A 15,737-nucleotide genomic window follows, 5' to 3' on the forward strand; every position below is an offset into this window, starting at 1 on the left:
CGCCCGCAAGGGCTGACCCCGGCACACCACCGGCCGGCAGCACACACCCACCGGAGCCCCGTGACGCCCCCTGACGGCACCACGGGGCTCCGGCGTGTCCGTCACCCGCCCAGGTAGCCCCGCAGCAGCCGCTTGCACTCGGCGATCAGCACCGGATCGCCCTCGGGGTCCCGGCGGAAGGCGAGTCGCAGGACCGCGTCGGCGGACTCGAGGGCGACGTGCAGCCGCACGCGCGCGGCGGCCTGGTCCTGGTCGCCGAGCAGCCCGCCGACGAGGAACCAGAGCCGGTCGGCGACGGCCGCGTTGTTCTCCAGCACCGCGTCGAGGAGGTGGACGCTGCGGGGGTCCTCGCGGCCGATCGCCCCGAAGTCCACCACGCCGAAGCCCGGTACGGCGCGGCGCATCGCGACGTACTCCTCGATCGCCAGGTCCACCATCGCCCCGATCCGCGGCGGGCGTTCGGCCTCCACCCGGCGGGCGAGCCGGTCGGCGAAGTGCCCCAGGTTCCGTTCGGCCAGCGCGCCCAGCAGCCCGTCGACGCCGGGGAAGAACTGGTACAGCGTCCCGATCGGGACGTCGGCGCGCCGGGCCACCTCCTTGGTGGTGAGCGCCGTGTAGCCGACCTCGTCCAGCAGGTGCGCGCAGGCGTCCAGGATCCGGTCGAAACGTTCCCGGCTGCGCTGCTGCACGGGGCGACGGCGGAGGGGGCCGGACGGATCGGTGGGTGCCTGCATGGTCCCACTCTGCCGGATCGGGTGTACGTTGGCGAGGCCCAACATGAGCAACCCTCATGTTCTTCGCGTACGGCAGAGGAGAGGATCCCGATGTCCCCGCTTCCCGCCTCCTTCAGCTGGGGTGCGTCCACCGCCGCGTACCAGATCGAGGGCGCCGTCGCCGAGGACGGCAAGGGGGCGTCCGTGTGGGACACCTTCAGCGCCCGGCCCGGCGCGATCCGCGACGGCCACACCGGTGAGGTCGCCTGCGACCACTACCACCGCCACACCGCGGACGTCGCGCTGATGAAGGGCCTCGGGCTCGACGCCTACCGCTTCTCGATCTCCTGGCCGCGCGTCCTGCCGGAGGGCCGGGGCCGCGTCGAGCCGCGCGGACTCGGCTTCTACGACCGCCTGGTGGACGAACTCCTCGCCGCCGGCATCACCCCCACGCCGACCCTCTTCCACTGGGACCTCCCGCAGGCGCTGGAGGACGGGGGCGGCTGGCTGAACCGGGACACGGCCCGCCACTTCGCCGAGTACGCCGCCGTCGTCGCCGGGCGCCTCGGCGACCGGGTCACGCGCTGGATCACCCTCAACGAGCCCTTCGTCCACATGGTGTTCGGCTACGCCTTCGGCGCCCACGCCCCCGGCCGCGCCCTGATGCTGGAGGCGCTGCCCGTCGCCCACCACCAGCTGCTCGGGCACGGGCTCGCCACCGCCGCGCTGCGCGCGCACGCCGCCGTCCCCGCGCAGGTGCTGATCGCCAACAACTGCACCCCGGTGCGGACCCGCGAGGGCGCCACCGACGCCGACCACGCCGCCGCCGCGGCCTACGACACGCTGCACAACCGGCTGTTCACCGACCCGCTGCTGCTCGGCGGCTACCCCGACCTGTCCGCGTACGGGCTGACCGACCCGACGTGGGGCGGCGTGGTCCACGAGGGCGACCTTGCGGTGGTCGCCGCGCCCCTCGACGGCCTGGGCGTCAACTACTACAACCCCACATGGATCGCCGCCCCTTCGGCGGAGGCCGGCCTGCCCTTCGACATCCTGGAACCGGACGCGGCCGTCCCCGGTCCCCCGTACCCGCGCACGGCCTTCGGCTGGCCGGTGGTGCCGGACGGCCTCACCGAACTGCTCACCGGTCTCGACGCGCGGTACGGGGCCGCGCTCCCGCCCGTCTGGATCACCGAGAACGGCTGCTCCCAGGCCGACCACCCCTCGGACGACGGCGAGGTCCGGGACGAGGCCCGCATCGACTACCTGCGCACCCACATCAAGGCCGTCGAGACCGCGCACGCCCGCGGGGTCGACGTCCGCGGCTACTTCACCTGGTCGCTGCTGGACAACTTCGAATGGGCCGAGGGCTACCACCAGCGTTTCGGGCTCGTCCACGTCGACTACGCGACCCAGCGGCGGACGCCGAAGGCCTCCTACCACTGGTACCGGGAGCGCATCGCGCAGGCACGCCGCACCGCGCCCTGATGCGTCCGTATCCCTTGGCGGCCCGCCGGCCCGGCACTACACTCGCGCGAACATGAGATGACCTCATGTTCTCGGGTGCTGCAGGGGGAACCGCATGCGCCACACCGGTGAGGACGCCGCCCACACCCCGGACACCCTGTCGGCCGAACCGGTCGCCCGGGTCCGTCCGGCCTGGACCGCCCTGCTCAGCCTGGCCACCCTGGCCGTCTTCATGGCCTTCATGACCCCGATCCAGATCCTGCTGCCGCTGCAACTGGAACACATCGACCCGGCCGGGAAGCACACGGCGCTGTCCTGGGTGACCGGCGCGGGCGCCCTGGTCGCGATGGTCGCCAACCCCGTGGCCGGCGCCCTGTCCGACCGGACGGCCTCCCGGTTCGGGCGCCGCCGGCCGTGGATCGTCGGCGGCGCGCTCGCCGGGGCGGCGGGACTGCTGGTCACGTCCGGTCAGCACACCGTCCTCGGCGTGGCCCTCGGCTGGTGCCTCGCCCAGGCCGGGCTCAACGCCATGCTCGCCGGGGTCACCACGCCCATCGCCGACCGTGTGCCGGTCGCCCAGCGCGCCGAGGTCTCCGGGTGGACCGGCATCACCCAGTCGCTCGGCCTGGTCATCGGCGCCGTCGTCACGACCACCGTGGTCACCGGGGTCGCCTCGGGCTACGCGACGATCGCGCTGCTGACCGTCGTCCTCGCGCTGCCCTTCGTGCTCCGCTTCGGCGAACCCGCGCTGCCCCGTGCGCTGCGTCCGCCCCTCGACCCGCGGCGCCTGGTCGCCGGCCTGTGGGTGAGCCCGCGCCGCCACCCGGACTTCGGCTGGGCCTGGCTGACCCGCTTCCTGATCAACCTGGGCAACGCGATGGGCACGCTGTACCTGCTCTACTACCTCACCGACTCGGTCGGCCTCGAGGACCCCGACACGGGCGTACTGGTCCTCACCCTGATCTACACCCTGTGCGCGGCGCTCACCGCCGTCCCGGTGGGCGTGCTCTCCGACCGGGCCGGCCGCCGCAAGGTCTTCGTCCGGCTCTGCGCCGTCGTCATGGCCCTCGGTGCGGTCCTGCTGGCCTGCGTCCACACCTGGCCCGCCGCCATGGCCGCGGCCGCGGTGCTGGGCGCCGGCTTCGGGATCTACCTGGCCGTGGACCAGGCCCTGGTGACCCAGGTCCTCCCGGCCGCCGAGAACCGGGCCAAGGACCTCGGCGTCATCAACATCGCCAACTCCGGCCCCCAGGTGCTCGCCCCCGCCGTCGCCGCCCCCGTCATCGCCCACCTCGGCGGTTACACCGGCCTGTACCTCGCGACCGCGCTCGTCACGCTGCTCGGCGGTGTGCTCATCGCCCAGGTGCGTGCGGTCCGTTAGGGCCACGGCGGATGAACTCCCCGGCGCGCCCCCGGGCGGATCGATAGAGGCCTTCGATCAAGCGATAGGAAGGCGGTCTTGGACGTGCCCCGCGCGGCGACGCCACGATCGAGGGGTGATCCCCGTCGTCACGGAAGAGCCGCCGTGGGCCGGATACGGGGATGGTTCCGAGGAGTCCCCATGCTGATTCCGCGCGCCCCGGGGGCCTGTGCCCCGCCCCGCCCCGAGACCGGTCACCCCCATGGCGACTGACACGCCCGGGGCGACCAGGACCGCCGACGCCGCGCCCCGCCAGGCGGAGCCGGCGCCCGAACGCCGCCGCAAGCACCACCTGCCGCGGCTGCCCCCGCGGACGATCGCCTCGGCGGCCGTCACGACCTCGGTCGGACTGGCCGTGCTGGTGGCGCTGGGCACGCTCACGCACCAGACGGTGCTCGTGCCGCCGCTCGCGGCCACGATGGCGATCGTCACCGCGACCCCTGAATCCCCCCTCGCCCAGCCCCGCCACGTCATCGGCGGCCACATGCTGTCCTGCCTCGTGTGCTTCGGGGTGCTGGCCCTCGGCTGGCACGGCCCCTGGGCCGCCGTCGTGGGCTGCGGCATCGCCTGCGGGCTGGTGCTGCTGCTGCGGACGCCCCATCCGCCGGCCATGGCCACCGCCGTCATGATCATGCTCACCACCCCGTCCGCCACCCACTTCGTCCCGTTGCTGGCCGCCGGCACGGTGCTCCTCGTAGCGGTACAGATGGTCTCCTCCCGCTTGAGGCGGCAGGTCTACCCCACGACGTGGTGGTGAGGGCTCATCATCGCGCGGCCGGGATGTTGTGGTTGAACCGGAAGAGGTTGTCCGGGTCGTACCGCGCCTTCACCTCGCCCAGCCTGCGGTAGGTCTCCGGGGCGTACGCCGGCACGGGACGCCAGGAGGCTGGCGTCCGCCGTGTCGGGCCCCGTGCTGAGGCCCGGGGACGACGCCTACGCCGGCGAGTGCTCGGGGGCCAACCTCGCCGTGGCGCACGGTCCTCGGGAAGCATGGGCCGCGCGTGACCTGGCCGGGGGAGCAGCGGTTCCGCGGCCAACGCCACCGGGACCTCTGCCAGGCCCAGCCGGATGGCCACGGCGATCCTGTGGTTGCCGTCGAGCGTCGCGAACTCCTCGTTGAAGCCGAGGCGGAGCGGCACGAGGATCCCGTGCGTGCCGATGTCCGCCGTCAGCGCGTCGAGATGGCGCGGCGTGTCGACGAGGGCGGAGCCCACGACCTCCCGGTCGACCGCCCGGTACCTCGCGACGAGAGCGGTGGGCAGGTGTACGGGCGAATGCGGCATCCGCCCATGATGACCGCCCCGTGACCCGCTCGACCCGAGGCCGCGGTTGCGGCGCCCGGCCGGCAAGCCGGGCGCCGCAACCGCGCACCTCAGGCCGACGCGGTGACCGTTTCGCCGAGGTGCCGGGCGAAGAAGCGGACCGCGCTGTCAGCCTCGAAGCGGGGCAGCTCCTTGTGCTTGCCCGAGTTCACGTGCAGTGACTTCTCCTTCGAGGCGAAGGCGTCGAACAGCGCGAGTCCCTCCTCGCGGGAGATGTGCTCGTCGTCCCACTGCAGGTCGAACTCGACCGGAATGGTGATCTGCTGCGCCTTCTCGGCCAGGACGTCGGGCCAGTGCTGGCCGAAGACCGCAGCCGTGATCCGGGGTTCGGCTGCCACGAACGGCACGCCGATCGCGGTGCCCATGTTGATGCCCCAGTAGCCGACCGGCCCGTCGGTGCCGATCTCCGGAAGCTCCTGGAGGGCGTCCAGGAGCGCCCGGTACTCGGGCACGGCGAGCGCCGCCAGGTGGTCGTTGTAGCGGACGACGATCGGGCCTTCCGGCTCGCCGGCCGCCCGCGCCCGGAACAGCTCGGCGATCTCCGCTTCGTCGTGCGCCGTGCGCGGCCGGTCGCCGTGACCGGGAGCGTCAAGGACGGCGACGTGGAAGCCGCAGCCGGTCACCAGGCGCTGCGCCCGGCCGGACATCGCTGGGTGCTTCTTGTGGTTGCCGCCGCCGTGCCCCATCAGAACCAGAGGCGCGGGCTGGGCGCCGGCAGCCGGCGACCAGAGGACACCGGGGACCCCGTCCACGGTGAAGTCGCGCTCGACCACGCCGTTCGATGACGACTCGGCGGTGAATTGCAGAGAGTGCATGGGTGTGTGCCTTTCGGGAGTGCCTTGATGTCGAGGCGCTCCCGGCGACACCTATGTCAATCGCCAGACCGTGACGGCAAGGGGAGCACCCACAGAGATACCGCGTTCATGGGTCTCACCTCCTCGGGCGACGTCACGGGCAACTGAAGCTAACAGGTCGATCATCGGCCTGCCCGGGATTTTTGCCGACGCTTGATCAAGCCCGGGGCGGGGCGACCCCGGTGGGACCCCTTCTGGTTCCCGATGTGGGCTGCCTTCCCGGGAAGAGGCGGGATCCGCCATTACCCCGGACGTAATCGACCCCTCGTCGCCGCCCCGGCAGGGTGGTCGTACCGGGCGGACGGGGTGGCGCACTCCACCCCGTCCGGCCGGGCCACACAGCCAGGATGAGGAGGACCGTGATGTCGCAGAACCGGTACGAGGCCGCCGTCGCCCGTTACTTCGAGGCGTGGAACAGCGCCGCGGACGCGGAGGCGCGGGCGAAGGCGGTGGCCGCCGCGTGGGTGGAGGACGGCACGTACACGGACCCGCTGGCGCAGGTGGCGGGGCATGAGGGGATCGGGGCGTTGATCGCCGGGGTGGGGGAGCGGTTCCCCGGGTTCGTGTTCACGGCCGTGGGGGAGGTCGACGGGCACCACGACGTGGCGCGCTTCGCCTGGGAGCTGGGGCCCGCGGGGGCGGAGCCCGGGGCGGCGCCGATCGCCGGGTCCGACGTGATCACGCTCGCGGAGGACGGCCGGATCCGCTCGGTCAGCGGTTTCCTGGACCGGCTGCCGGCAGCGTGAGGGACCGAAGGGCGGCGGCGGTCTCCGGGTCGGCGGGGAGGAAGGTCTCGATCGCCAGCTCGGAGACCGTGACGTCCATGGGGGTGTTGAAGGTGGTGGCCGTGGAGATGAAGGACAGCACCCGGCCGCCGTGCTCGATGCGCATCGGCAGGGCGAAGGGGAAGACCTCGGTGTCGCCGGAGGTGGAAGGGTCCTCGGCGTGGCCGGGCGGGACGGGGTAGGCCGTGAGTTCCTCGTACAGGGCGCGCAGTGGCTCGTGGCCGCTCATCGTGATCTGACGCTCGATCCGCTCCAGCAGGTGCCCGCGCCACTGGCGGAGGTTGCGGATGCGCGGGGCCATGCCCTCGGGGTGGAGGGTGACGCGCATGGCGTTGAGCGGCGGCTGCAGCAGGTGCGGGGCGACGCCCTCGAGCAGGGCGCCCACGCCCTGGTTGGCGGCGACGACGTCGTACATGGCGTCCAGGACCAGGGCCGGGAAGGGGTCGTAGGCCGCCAGGAGACGGTCGAGGCTCTCGCGCAGCGGGTGCATCGCGGGGTCGCGCAAGGGGGTCTCCGGGTACGCGGGGGCGTAACCGGCGGCGATGAGCAGGGCGTTGCGTTCCCTGACGGGTACGTCGAGGTGCTCGGCGAGCCGCAGGACCATGGCCTGGCTGGGGCGGGAGCGGCCGGTCTCGACGAAGCTGATGTGCCGGGCCGAGCTGTCCGCGCGCAGGGCGAGTTCCAGCTGGCTGATCCGGCGCCGCTCGCGCCAGCCGCGCAGCAGCGTCCCCACCCCCGCCGTGGTCGTCGTCATCCCCCGACCGTAACCCAGGTGCGGGGCCGCAGCCGCGTCCGGCCGGCTGACCGGACCGCTCAACGGGCCGCCGCTGCAGGGGAGTCCTTGACGAGGGCGAGCAGCCGGTAGAGCGGGTCGGGGCGGGCGGTGTCCTGCCCGGGCAGCGCGGCCAGGCGGCCGGCGAGGGCCTGCGTGTCGCCGTCGCGCAGGGTGAGGGCGGAGGCGAAGTCGCCCGCCGCGATGCGGGCGGCCAGGTCGCGCGGGGTGCGGCCCTGGCCGTGGCCGGGGAAGCGGGCCCCGCCCGCCGGGCGCAGGCCGTGCGCGGCGGCCTGCCGCACCACCCGTTCCTCCGCGTCGTACGCCACCCGCGTGCGGAACGGCGCGAGGAGGGCGTCGACGTCGCTGCCCACGTCGTGCCCGGCGTCCTTGTCGACGGTGGTGACGAGCACCCCGCCGGGGCGCAGCACCCGTGCGCATTCGGCGATCACCGTGGGCGCGTCCGGCAGCAGATGGAGCAGCCACACGGCCGTCACCGCGTCCAGCGAGGCGGTCGCGAACGGCAGCCGGCGTACGTCGGCCTGGACGATCCCCGGCCCCACCCGGCGGGCGGCGAGCCGGGCCATGGCCAGGGCGGCGTCGGCCCCGAGCACGCGCAGCCCGGCACGGCCGGTGTAGCGGGCCGTGACCAGCCCGGTGCCGCAGCCGATGTCGAGCACCGTCCGGGCCGTCCGCGGTATCAGTCCGAGCACGGCGGCGGCCGCGGCCTCGGCCCGGGGGACGCCGCCGCGGGTGGCGTCGTAGATCGCGGCCTGCTCCTCGTAGTCCAGCACGTCCGTAGGCTAGCCGCCCGCCATCTACCCAGCGGTAACCAACTGCCCCTAGTCTCACGCTGTTTCCGCGACCGAGCTCCACCCGACTCCAGGAGAGCCCGTGAGACACGGCAGAGCCGCCGCCGCTTGCGCCTTCGTCCTGCTCATCGCCTCGTCCGCCGGTGCCGCCGGCACCGGAACCGCGGCCGCGGCCCCCACGGCCGCCGCCGCGCCCCCACTGCGGCTGGTCACCAGCAACGTGATGATGCTGCCGCGCACCCTCTACCCCAACTGGGGCCAGCTGCAGCGCGCCGACCTCATCGCCGCCTCCGGTTACGTCCAGGGCGCCGACGTCCTGGTCTTCCAGGAGGCGTTCGACAACGGGGCCTCCGACCGGCTGCAGGCGAACCTCAGGAGCCGCTACCCCTACCAGACCCCGGTGCTGGGCCGGTCCAAGAGCGGCTGGGACCGCACCGAGGGCGCGTACAGCTCGCTCACGCCCGAGGACGGCGGTGTGACGATCCTCAGCAGGTGGCCGATCCTGGAGAAGGTCCAGCACGTCTACGGCGACGCGTGCGGCGCGGACTGGTTCTCCAACAAGGGCTTCGTGTACGTCGTCCTCGACGTGAACGGCACCCGGGTCCACGTCGTCGGCACGCACACCCAGGCCGACGACTCCGCCTGCGGCAGCGGCGAGGCCGCGGGCGTGCGCTCGGCCCAGAACCGGGAGATCGACGCCTTCCTCGACGCCCGGGCGATCCCCGCCGCCGAGCCGGTCGTCATCGCGGGCGACCTCAACACCGACGCCGGCGGAGCCGGGTACGCCGGCATGCTCGCCGACCTGGACGTCGCGGCACCCGACGCCGACCCCGGTCCGGCAGCCAGCTTCGACCCCGCCACCAACTCCGTCGCGTACGACCGCTACCCCGACGACCCCGCGCAGCGTCTGGACCACGCGCTCCTGCGCAACGGCCACGCCCGCCCCGCCCGCTGGAACAACCGCGTGGTCGACGAGCACTCGCCCCTGTGGTCGGTCACCAGCTGGGGCACCACCTACACGTTCGACGACTACTCGGACCACTACCCGGTCGTCGCCGGCGACGTCTGACCGCGCGGGGCGGCGGCAGGCCCGCACGGCCCGCCGCCGCCCCGTGGCGCGTGCGTGCGTCAGTTGAACGACGTCGGGTCCGGGCCGAGGCGCCCGCCGTTGTCGAGGGCGTCGATCGCGGCCAGGTCCTCGCCGTCGAGCTCGAAGCCGAAGACGTCGATGTTCTCCCGGATCCGCGACGGGGTCACGGACTTGGGGATCACGACGTTGCCGAGCTGGAGGTGCCAGCGCAGGACGACCTGGGCCGGAGTCCTGCCGTGCTTGGCGGCGAGGGCGGCGAGGGCCGGCTCGTCGAGGAGGCCGCGGCCCTGGCCGAGCGGCGACCAGGCCTCGGTGGCGATGCCGTGGCCCGCGTGGAAGGCCCGCAGCTCGCTCTGGGGGAGGTTGGGGTGCAGCTCGATCTGGTTGAGGGCGGGTACGACGCCGCCCTCGTCGAGCAGGTGCTGCAGCTGGGCGACCGGGAAGTTCGACACGCCGATCGCCCTCGCGCGGCCGTCGGCGTGGATCTTCTCCAGGGCGCGCCAGGTCTCCCCGTACAGGCCGCGGGCGGGGGTGGGCCAGTGGATCAGGTAGAGGTCCACGTAGTCCAGGCCGAGCTTGTCCAGGGAGGCGTCGAAGGCGCGCAGGGCGTTGTCGTGGCCCTGGTCGGTGTTCCACAGCTTGGTGGTGACGAACAGTTCCTCGCGCGGGATGGCCGAGGCGGCGATGGCGCGGCCGGTGCCGCGTTCGTTGCGGTAGAGCGCGGCGGTGTCGATGCTGCGGTAGCCGGCCTCCAGGGCCGTGGCGACCGCGGTGGCGGCTTCGTCGTCCGGGACCTGCCAGACGCCGAAACCGAGCTGGGGCATGGTGACGCCGTTGTTCAGTGTGATGTCGGGAACCGTGCTCACGAGCAGGTCGTCCTTACGTCGTCGGAGGAGGACTCAACGTTGATCCACATTCCAACGATCTCCGCAGCGGCGGCATTCCCCGGCGCCCCCGTCGCCCCCGGCGCCCGCCTCAGGCGTGGTAGAGGGCGTCGATCTCGCGGGTGTACGCCTTCTCTATCGCCCTTCTCTTCAGCTTGAGCGAGGGCGTGAGCAGCCCGCCCTCCTCGGAGAACTGCCCGGCCAGGATGCGGAAGGTGCGGATCGACTCGGCCTGGGAGACGAGCGTGTTGGCGGCGACGACCGCGCGCCGGATCTCCGTCTCCAGGTCGGCGTCGTGGATCAGCTTGGCGATCGGCAGCTGCGGCTTGGCCCGCATCGTCAGCCAGTGCCCGACGCCCTCGGGATCGAGGGTGATCAGCGCCCCGATGAAGGGCCGGTCGTTGCCGACCACGACGCACTGCGAGACCAGCGGGTGGGACCGCACGCGGTCCTCCAGGACCACCGGCGAGACGGACTTGCCGCCGCTGGTCACCAGGATCTCCTTCTTCCGCCCGGTGATCGTGAGGTAGCCGTCCTCGTCGAGCGCGCCGAGGTCGCCGGTGGCGAGCCAGCCGTCGTGCAGGACCTCCGCGGTGGCCTTGGGGTTGTTGAGGTACTCGCTGAAGACCTGGCCGCCGTACACCCAGATCTCGCCGTCGTCCGCGATGTGCACCGTGGTGCCCGGGATGGGTAGGCCCACGGTGCCGAAACGTGTCTGCTCGGGCGGGTTGGCGACCGCGGCGGCCGTGGTCTCGGTGAGGCCGTACCCCTCGAAGATCCGCACGCCCGCGCCGTCGAAGAAGAGCCCCAGCTGCCGGTCCATCGCCGAGCCGCCGGAGAAGGCGTGCCGGACCTTGCCGCCGAGGGCGGCGCGCACCTTGCCGTAGACCAGCTTCTCGTACAGCTGGTGCTGCATCCGCAGCGAGGTGCTGGGGCCGGGACCGGTGCCGAAGGCCCGGGCCTCGGTCGCCTCGGCGTGCCGCACCGCCACTTCCACCGCCTTCTCGAAGGGCCCGAGCTTGCCCCCCGCCTCGGCCTTGCGGCGGGCGCCCTGGAAGACCTTCTCGAAGACGTACGGGACGGCGAGCACGAAGGTCGGCTGGAACGAGGCCATCGCGGGCAGCAGCTCGGCCGCGGCCAGGTTGGGCTGGTGCCCCAGCCGGACCTTCGCGCGGACGGCCGCGACCTCCACCATGCGCCCGAAGACGTGGGCGAGCGGCAGGAAGAGCAGGGTGGACGCCTCGTCGCCGCGCTTGCTGTGGAAGACGGGCTCGTACCGGGCGACGACGTTGTCGCTCTCGGCCATGAAGTTGCCGTGGGTGATCACGCATCCCTTGGGGCGGCCGGTGGTGCCCGAGGTGTAGATGATCGTCGCGGTGGCCTCGGGGGTGACCGCCTCGCGGTACTGGTGGACCAGGTCGTCGTCGACGGACAGGCCGTGCCGGGCCAGTTCGGACAGCGCGTCGGAGTCCAGCTGCCACAGCCGGGTCAGGTGGGGGAGTTCGTCGATGACCGCGCCGATCGTCATCGCGTGGTCCTCGTGCTCGACGACGCAGGCGACCGCCTCGGAGTCGTGCAGCATCCAGCGGACCTGGTCCGAGGACGAGGTGGGGTAGATCGGGACGGGCTGGGCGCCGATCGCCCACAGCGCGAAGTCCAGCACGGTCCACTCGTAGCGGGTGCGGGACATCAGGCCGACCCGGTCGCCGAAGCGGATGCCCTGGGCCAGCAGGCCCTTGGCCACTGCCAGGACCTCGTCGCGGAAGCGCGCGGCCGTGACGTGCTCCCAGTCCGTGCCGTCCGCTCCGGCGCGGCGGCTCAGCACGATCCGGTCCGGCTCCTCGTCGGCATTGGCGAACACGGCGTCCGCCAGACCTCCGACGTGGGGTGCCGTCACCAGTGGGGGAATGGTGAACTCGCGCAACGTCGCTCCTCGACCGCCTCGGCGGTCACAGAACGTACCTGATACCACGTGCGGAGGGGAGGGGCGTGACAATCGGCTGTGAAGGCCCGCTTGGCTCCCTCACACCTTCGCGACGAGCCGATTCCCGGTTACCGCAAGGAACATGGCGCCGGAGGACGGTTTCCGGGCGGACCGAGGCCCGCCCGGACTCTCCACCAAATCCCCCCGCGGGGATCACGGCCGCTCTACAGCCCCCACAGGCTCGGATGCCGCGGCCGGCGCCGGCGCACCCGGCCGCTCCCGTACCAGGACGAGCACGACCGCACCCGCCAGCAGGCCGGCGACGCCGGCCGCCAGGGCCGCCGCGTCCAGGCCCGAGGTGAAGGCGGCGTGCAGCGCGTGGTCGGCCGCCGCGCGCCGGCCGGAGGGGACCCGGGCCAGCAGCTCCCGCGCTCCACCGCCCGCGAGCGCGCGGGCCGTCGCGTGCGGGGCGGGGGCCCCGGCGTCGCTCAGCGAGTGCTCCATCCGCGTGGTGAGCAGGGTGCCGAACACGGCGACGCCGAGCGCGTACCCCAGCTGCCGGAAGGTGTTGACCGCCCCGCCCGCCATGCCGGCCCGCCGCGGCGGCACGGAGGCCAGCGCGGCGCCCGCGATCGCCGGATTGACCAGCCCGACGCCGAGGCCCGCCACCACCAGGCCCGCGGTCAGCGCGGCCCAGCCGGAACCGGCGTCCAGCACCGCCTGGGCCAGCGCGCCGGCCCCGATGAGGACCATTCCGCCGCCGATCACCAGCCGGTACGGCGCCCCGTGCAGGAACCGGCCGCCCACCGCCGAGGCCACGAACGCCGCCAGTGCCAGGGGTATCAGCACCAGGCCGCCGCGGACGGGGCTCAGGCCGAGCAGCGTCTGCAGCCACAGCGAGGTGTACGGCAGGAAGCCGAAGGCCGTCGCGCTGAGCGCCAGCGCGCCGACCATGATCGCGGTGAAGGAGGGGTTGCGGAACAGCGCCAGGTCCAGCATCGGCTGCGCGGCGCGCCGTTCGACCACCACGAACACCACCAGCGCCGCCACGGCGCCGCCGAGCGTCCACGCCGTGCGGCCCGAGGCCCAGCCGGCCTCGTCCGCGCGGATCACGGCGAAGGTGAGCAGCCCGGCGAAGGCGGTGAAGGACGCCGTGCCCGGCCAGTCGATGCGGGCCCCGCCGTGGCCCCGGGACTCCTTCACCACCCGCAGCGTCAGGGCGATCGCCACGACGCTCACCGGCAGGTTGACGTAGAAGATCCAGCGCCAGTCCAGCGCCTGGGTCAGCAGGCCGCCCAGCACCGGCCCGAGTGCCGCCGCCGCGCCGCTGACCGCGCCCCACACGCCCAGCGCCACCGAGCGGTCGCGGCCCTGGTAGGCCGCGCCGAGCAGGGAGAGCGTCGTGGCGAACATCGCCGTCGCGCCGACCCCCTGCACCGCGCGCATCGCCACCAGGACCCCCGCTCCGGGCGCGAGTCCGCACGCGAGGGAGGCCGCCGCGAACAGGGCCGTCCCCGCGACGTACATTCGGCGCCGCCCGATCACGTCGGCCGCGGAGCCGGCTCCCAGCAGCAGGGCGGCCAGTGCCAGCGCGTAGATGTCGATCATCCACTGGAGGTCGGACAGCGAGGCGTCCAGGGCGTCCGCGATGTCGGGCAGCGCGACGATCACGATCGTCACGTCGATGAGCAGCATGAAGGTGCCCAGGCAGACCGCCACCAGCGGTCCCCACTTGCGCATGTCCTTCTCCGTTCCGTTCTTCCGTTCCGTGGTGGGTCCTCCGTACCATCGCGAGAACACCCGGGCTTCCTCCAGCCACAGGCGCCATCCCGCTGGAATCCGACACAATGAAGGAGAAGAGCGATGGATTCCCACACGCTCGATGAGCTGGACATGCGGCTGCTGCACGCCCTGCAGCTCGACGGGCGCGCCCCCTTCAGCCGGATCGCCGACGTCCTCGGCGTCTCCGACCAGACCGTGGCCCGCCGCTACCGCAGGCTCCGCGGCGACTTCGGGATGCGCGTGCTCGGGCTCCCCGAGCAGGAACTGCTCGGACGCACCCGCTGGGCGCTGCGGCTGCGCAGCACCCCCGAGGCCGCGGAATCCCTGGCCAAGGCCCTGGCCCGGCGCGACGACACCGCCTGGATCTCGCTGATGTCGGGCGGCACGGAGGTGATCTGCGTGACGCGCCCGCGCAGTCACGACGAGCACGACGCGCTGCTCCTCGGGCGTCTGCCGCGCACCCCGAGCATCGTCGAGATCGGCGCCCACAGCATCCTGCACACCTTCTACGGCGGCGCCCTGGGCTGGTTCGCCAAGCGCGGCGCGCTCTCCGACGCGGAGGTCGCCGCGCTGCAGCCGCCCCCGCCCGAGCCGCCGTCCGGCACGGTCGTCCTCGACGCCACCGACGAGGCGCTGCTGGCCGTCCTGGCCAGGGACGGCCGCGCCTCCTACCCCGAACTGCACCGCGCCACCGGGCTGTCGGAGTCGGCGGCCAAGCGGCGGCTGGAGCAGCTGCGCGGCTCGGGCGTGCTCTACACCGACGTGCAGCTCGACACGGCGTGGATCGGCCACGACACCCGCGCCATCCTCTGGATCACGGCCGCCCCCTCCGCCCTGTCCGCCGTCGGGCAGGCGCTGGCCGCGCACCCCGAGACCGCCTACGTCGCGGCGACCACCGGATCGTCCAACCTCGTCGCCGTGGTCATCTGCAGCAGCACACCGCAGCTCTACCGCTACCTGAGCGAGTGCGTCGGCGCCCTGGACGGGGTCCGGCACGTGGAGACCGTGCCGTCACTGCGCCTGGTCAAGCAGATCACGACCGAAGGGATCCGCTGAGGATCGCCGCCGCGAGCGCGTCCGCCGCCTCCTGCGCCGCGGGCCGCCGCCGGCCGTGCAGCAGCACGAAGTCGACGCCGCCGAGCTCCGGCAGCCCCGCGCGGGCCGGGACCCGCACCAGACCGGGCGGGATCAGCCCCTCGGCGTGCGCCATCACCCCGAGCCCCGCCCGCGCCGCGGCGACCAGACCGCTCAGCGAGCCGCTGGTGCACGCGATGCGCCACGCACGGCCGTGCCGCTCCATGACCTCCAGCGCCCGCGCCCGGGTGATCGCGGGGGCCGGGTAGAGGATCAGCGGGACGGGCCGCTGGGCCTCGGGGCGGTACCGCTCGCCGGCGATCCACACCAGCCGGTCGCTCCACACCAGTTGACCGTGGCTGTCCCCGGCCGCGCGCTTGCCCAGCATCACGTCCAGCCGGCCGGCGGCCAGCTGCCGGTGCAAGGTGGCCGACAGCTCCACCGTCAGCTCCAGGTCCACCTCGGGGTGGTCGCGCCGGAAGCGCTCCAGGATCTCGGGCAGCCGGGTCAGGACGAAGTCCTCCGAGGCGCCCAGGCGCAGCCGGCCGCGCAGGCGGGTGCCGGCGAACCAGCCCGCGGCGCGCTCGTTGGCCTCCAGGATCGTCCGGGCGAAGCCGAGCATGGCCTCGCCGTCCTCGGTCAGTTCCACGCTGTGCGTGTCGCGGGTGAAGAACCGCCGGCCGGCGGCCTCCTCCAGCTTGCGCACGTGCTGGCTCACCGTCGACTGGCGCAGGCCGAGCCTGCGGCCGGCCTGCGTGAAGCTCAGCGTCTGGACGACGGCGACGAAGGTCCGCAGCTGCACCGGATCGAACACGGTGCCAGCCTACCGCCGCTCATC

General features: G+C 73.4%; 15 protein-coding genes. 6 read left to right on the forward strand and 9 right to left on the reverse strand.

All coding sequences use genetic code 11. The features are described from left to right. Positions 1-101: 101 nt before the first annotated feature. On the reverse strand, positions 102-734 hold the full coding sequence (locus tag ABZ312_RS40615) for a TetR/AcrR family transcriptional regulator (protein ID WP_500321513.1): 633 nt from the start codon (positions 732-734) through the stop codon (positions 102-104). Positions 735-824: 90 nt separating this feature from the next. Between ABZ312_RS40615 and ABZ312_RS40620 the strand changes: the two genes are divergently transcribed. The 3 genes from ABZ312_RS40620 (at position 825) to ABZ312_RS40630 (ending at position 4,357) form a co-directional block, all read left to right on the forward strand. Then, positions 825-2,201, forward strand: a complete 1,377-nt coding sequence (locus tag ABZ312_RS40620; protein ID WP_500439868.1) for a GH1 family beta-glucosidase — start codon at positions 825-827, stop codon at positions 2,199-2,201. Between the two features lie 94 nt (positions 2,202-2,295). Then, positions 2,296-3,561 carry an MFS transporter gene (locus ABZ312_RS40625; RefSeq protein ID WP_500321511.1) on the forward strand — a complete coding sequence of 422 codons (1,266 nt, stop codon included), beginning with the start codon at positions 2,296-2,298 and terminating at the stop codon, positions 3,559-3,561. Between the two features lie 241 nt (positions 3,562-3,802). After that, on the forward strand, positions 3,803-4,357 hold the full coding sequence (locus tag ABZ312_RS40630) for an HPP family protein (protein WP_500321510.1): 555 nt from the start codon (positions 3,803-3,805) through the stop codon (positions 4,355-4,357). Positions 4,358-4,364: 7 nt separating this feature from the next. Here ABZ312_RS40630 and ABZ312_RS40635 read toward each other — a convergent pair whose 3' ends face one another. Together ABZ312_RS40635 and ABZ312_RS40640 are read right to left on the reverse strand one after the other, a co-directional pair. Continuing rightward, on the reverse strand, positions 4,365-4,883 hold the full coding sequence (locus tag ABZ312_RS40635; protein ID WP_500321509.1) for a BBE domain-containing protein: 519 nt from the start codon (positions 4,881-4,883) through the stop codon (positions 4,365-4,367). An 89-nt stretch (positions 4,884-4,972) separates the two neighbouring features. Beyond that, entirely contained in the window at positions 4,973-5,737 is a 765-nt protein-coding gene (locus ABZ312_RS40640) for an alpha/beta hydrolase family protein (protein WP_500321508.1), read from the reverse strand. Positions 5,738-6,138: 401 nt separating this feature from the next. On the opposite strand from ABZ312_RS40640, the gene ABZ312_RS40645 reads away from it, so the two are divergent. After that, the gene (locus ABZ312_RS40645; RefSeq protein WP_500321507.1) at positions 6,139-6,522 is read left to right on the forward strand and encodes a nuclear transport factor 2 family protein; all 384 of its coding nucleotides are present in this window, start codon (positions 6,139-6,141) and stop codon (positions 6,520-6,522) included. On the opposite strand, the gene ABZ312_RS40650 is transcribed toward ABZ312_RS40645, so the two are convergent. Both ABZ312_RS40650 and ABZ312_RS40655 read right to left on the reverse strand, forming a co-directional pair. Next, the gene (locus tag ABZ312_RS40650; protein ID WP_500439869.1) at positions 6,488-7,315 is read right to left on the reverse strand and encodes a helix-turn-helix domain-containing protein; all 828 of its coding nucleotides are present in this window, start codon (positions 7,313-7,315) and stop codon (positions 6,488-6,490) included. The genes ABZ312_RS40645 and ABZ312_RS40650 overlap by 35 nt on opposite strands. 59 nt (positions 7,316-7,374) lie before the next feature. Beyond that, positions 7,375-8,127: a class I SAM-dependent methyltransferase gene (locus ABZ312_RS40655; protein WP_500359072.1), complete on the reverse strand. Its 753-nt coding sequence runs from the start codon at positions 8,125-8,127 to the stop codon at positions 7,375-7,377. 100 nt (positions 8,128-8,227) lie between these two features. On the opposite strand from ABZ312_RS40655, the gene sph reads away from it, so the two are divergent. Beyond that, entirely contained in the window at positions 8,228-9,214 is a 987-nt protein-coding gene (sph, locus tag ABZ312_RS40660) for a sphingomyelin phosphodiesterase (RefSeq protein WP_500321504.1), read from the forward strand. 59 nt (positions 9,215-9,273) lie between these two features. On the opposite strand, the gene ABZ312_RS40665 is transcribed toward sph, so the two are convergent. The 3 genes from ABZ312_RS40665 to ABZ312_RS40675 form a co-directional block, all read right to left on the reverse strand. Then, entirely contained in the window at positions 9,274-10,101 is an 828-nt protein-coding gene (locus tag ABZ312_RS40665) for an aldo/keto reductase (protein ID WP_500321503.1), read from the reverse strand. A 109-nt stretch (positions 10,102-10,210) separates the two neighbouring features. Further along, the gene (locus ABZ312_RS40670; protein ID WP_500439870.1) at positions 10,211-12,043 is read right to left on the reverse strand and encodes an AMP-dependent synthetase/ligase; all 1,833 of its coding nucleotides are present in this window, start codon (positions 12,041-12,043) and stop codon (positions 10,211-10,213) included. A gap of 213 nt (positions 12,044-12,256) precedes the next feature. After that, positions 12,257-13,783, reverse strand: a complete 1,527-nt coding sequence (locus tag ABZ312_RS40675; RefSeq protein ID WP_500321501.1) for an MFS transporter — start codon at positions 13,781-13,783, stop codon at positions 12,257-12,259. 123 nt (positions 13,784-13,906) lie between these two features. On the opposite strand from ABZ312_RS40675, the gene ABZ312_RS40680 reads away from it, so the two are divergent. After that, positions 13,907-14,881, forward strand: coding sequence for an Lrp/AsnC family transcriptional regulator (locus tag ABZ312_RS40680; RefSeq protein WP_500321500.1), 975 nt, complete (start codon positions 13,907-13,909; stop codon positions 14,879-14,881). Here the strand turns inward: ABZ312_RS40680 and ABZ312_RS40685 are convergent. Continuing rightward, positions 14,859-15,713, reverse strand: coding sequence for a LysR substrate-binding domain-containing protein (locus ABZ312_RS40685; protein WP_499514900.1), 855 nt, complete (start codon positions 15,711-15,713; stop codon positions 14,859-14,861). The genes ABZ312_RS40680 and ABZ312_RS40685 overlap by 23 nt on opposite strands. Positions 15,714-15,737 lie beyond the last annotated feature (24 nt).

Source organism: Streptomyces sp. NPDC006207, assembly GCF_040613835.1.
Lineage (GTDB): Bacteria > Actinomycetota > Actinomycetes > Streptomycetales > Streptomycetaceae > Actinacidiphila.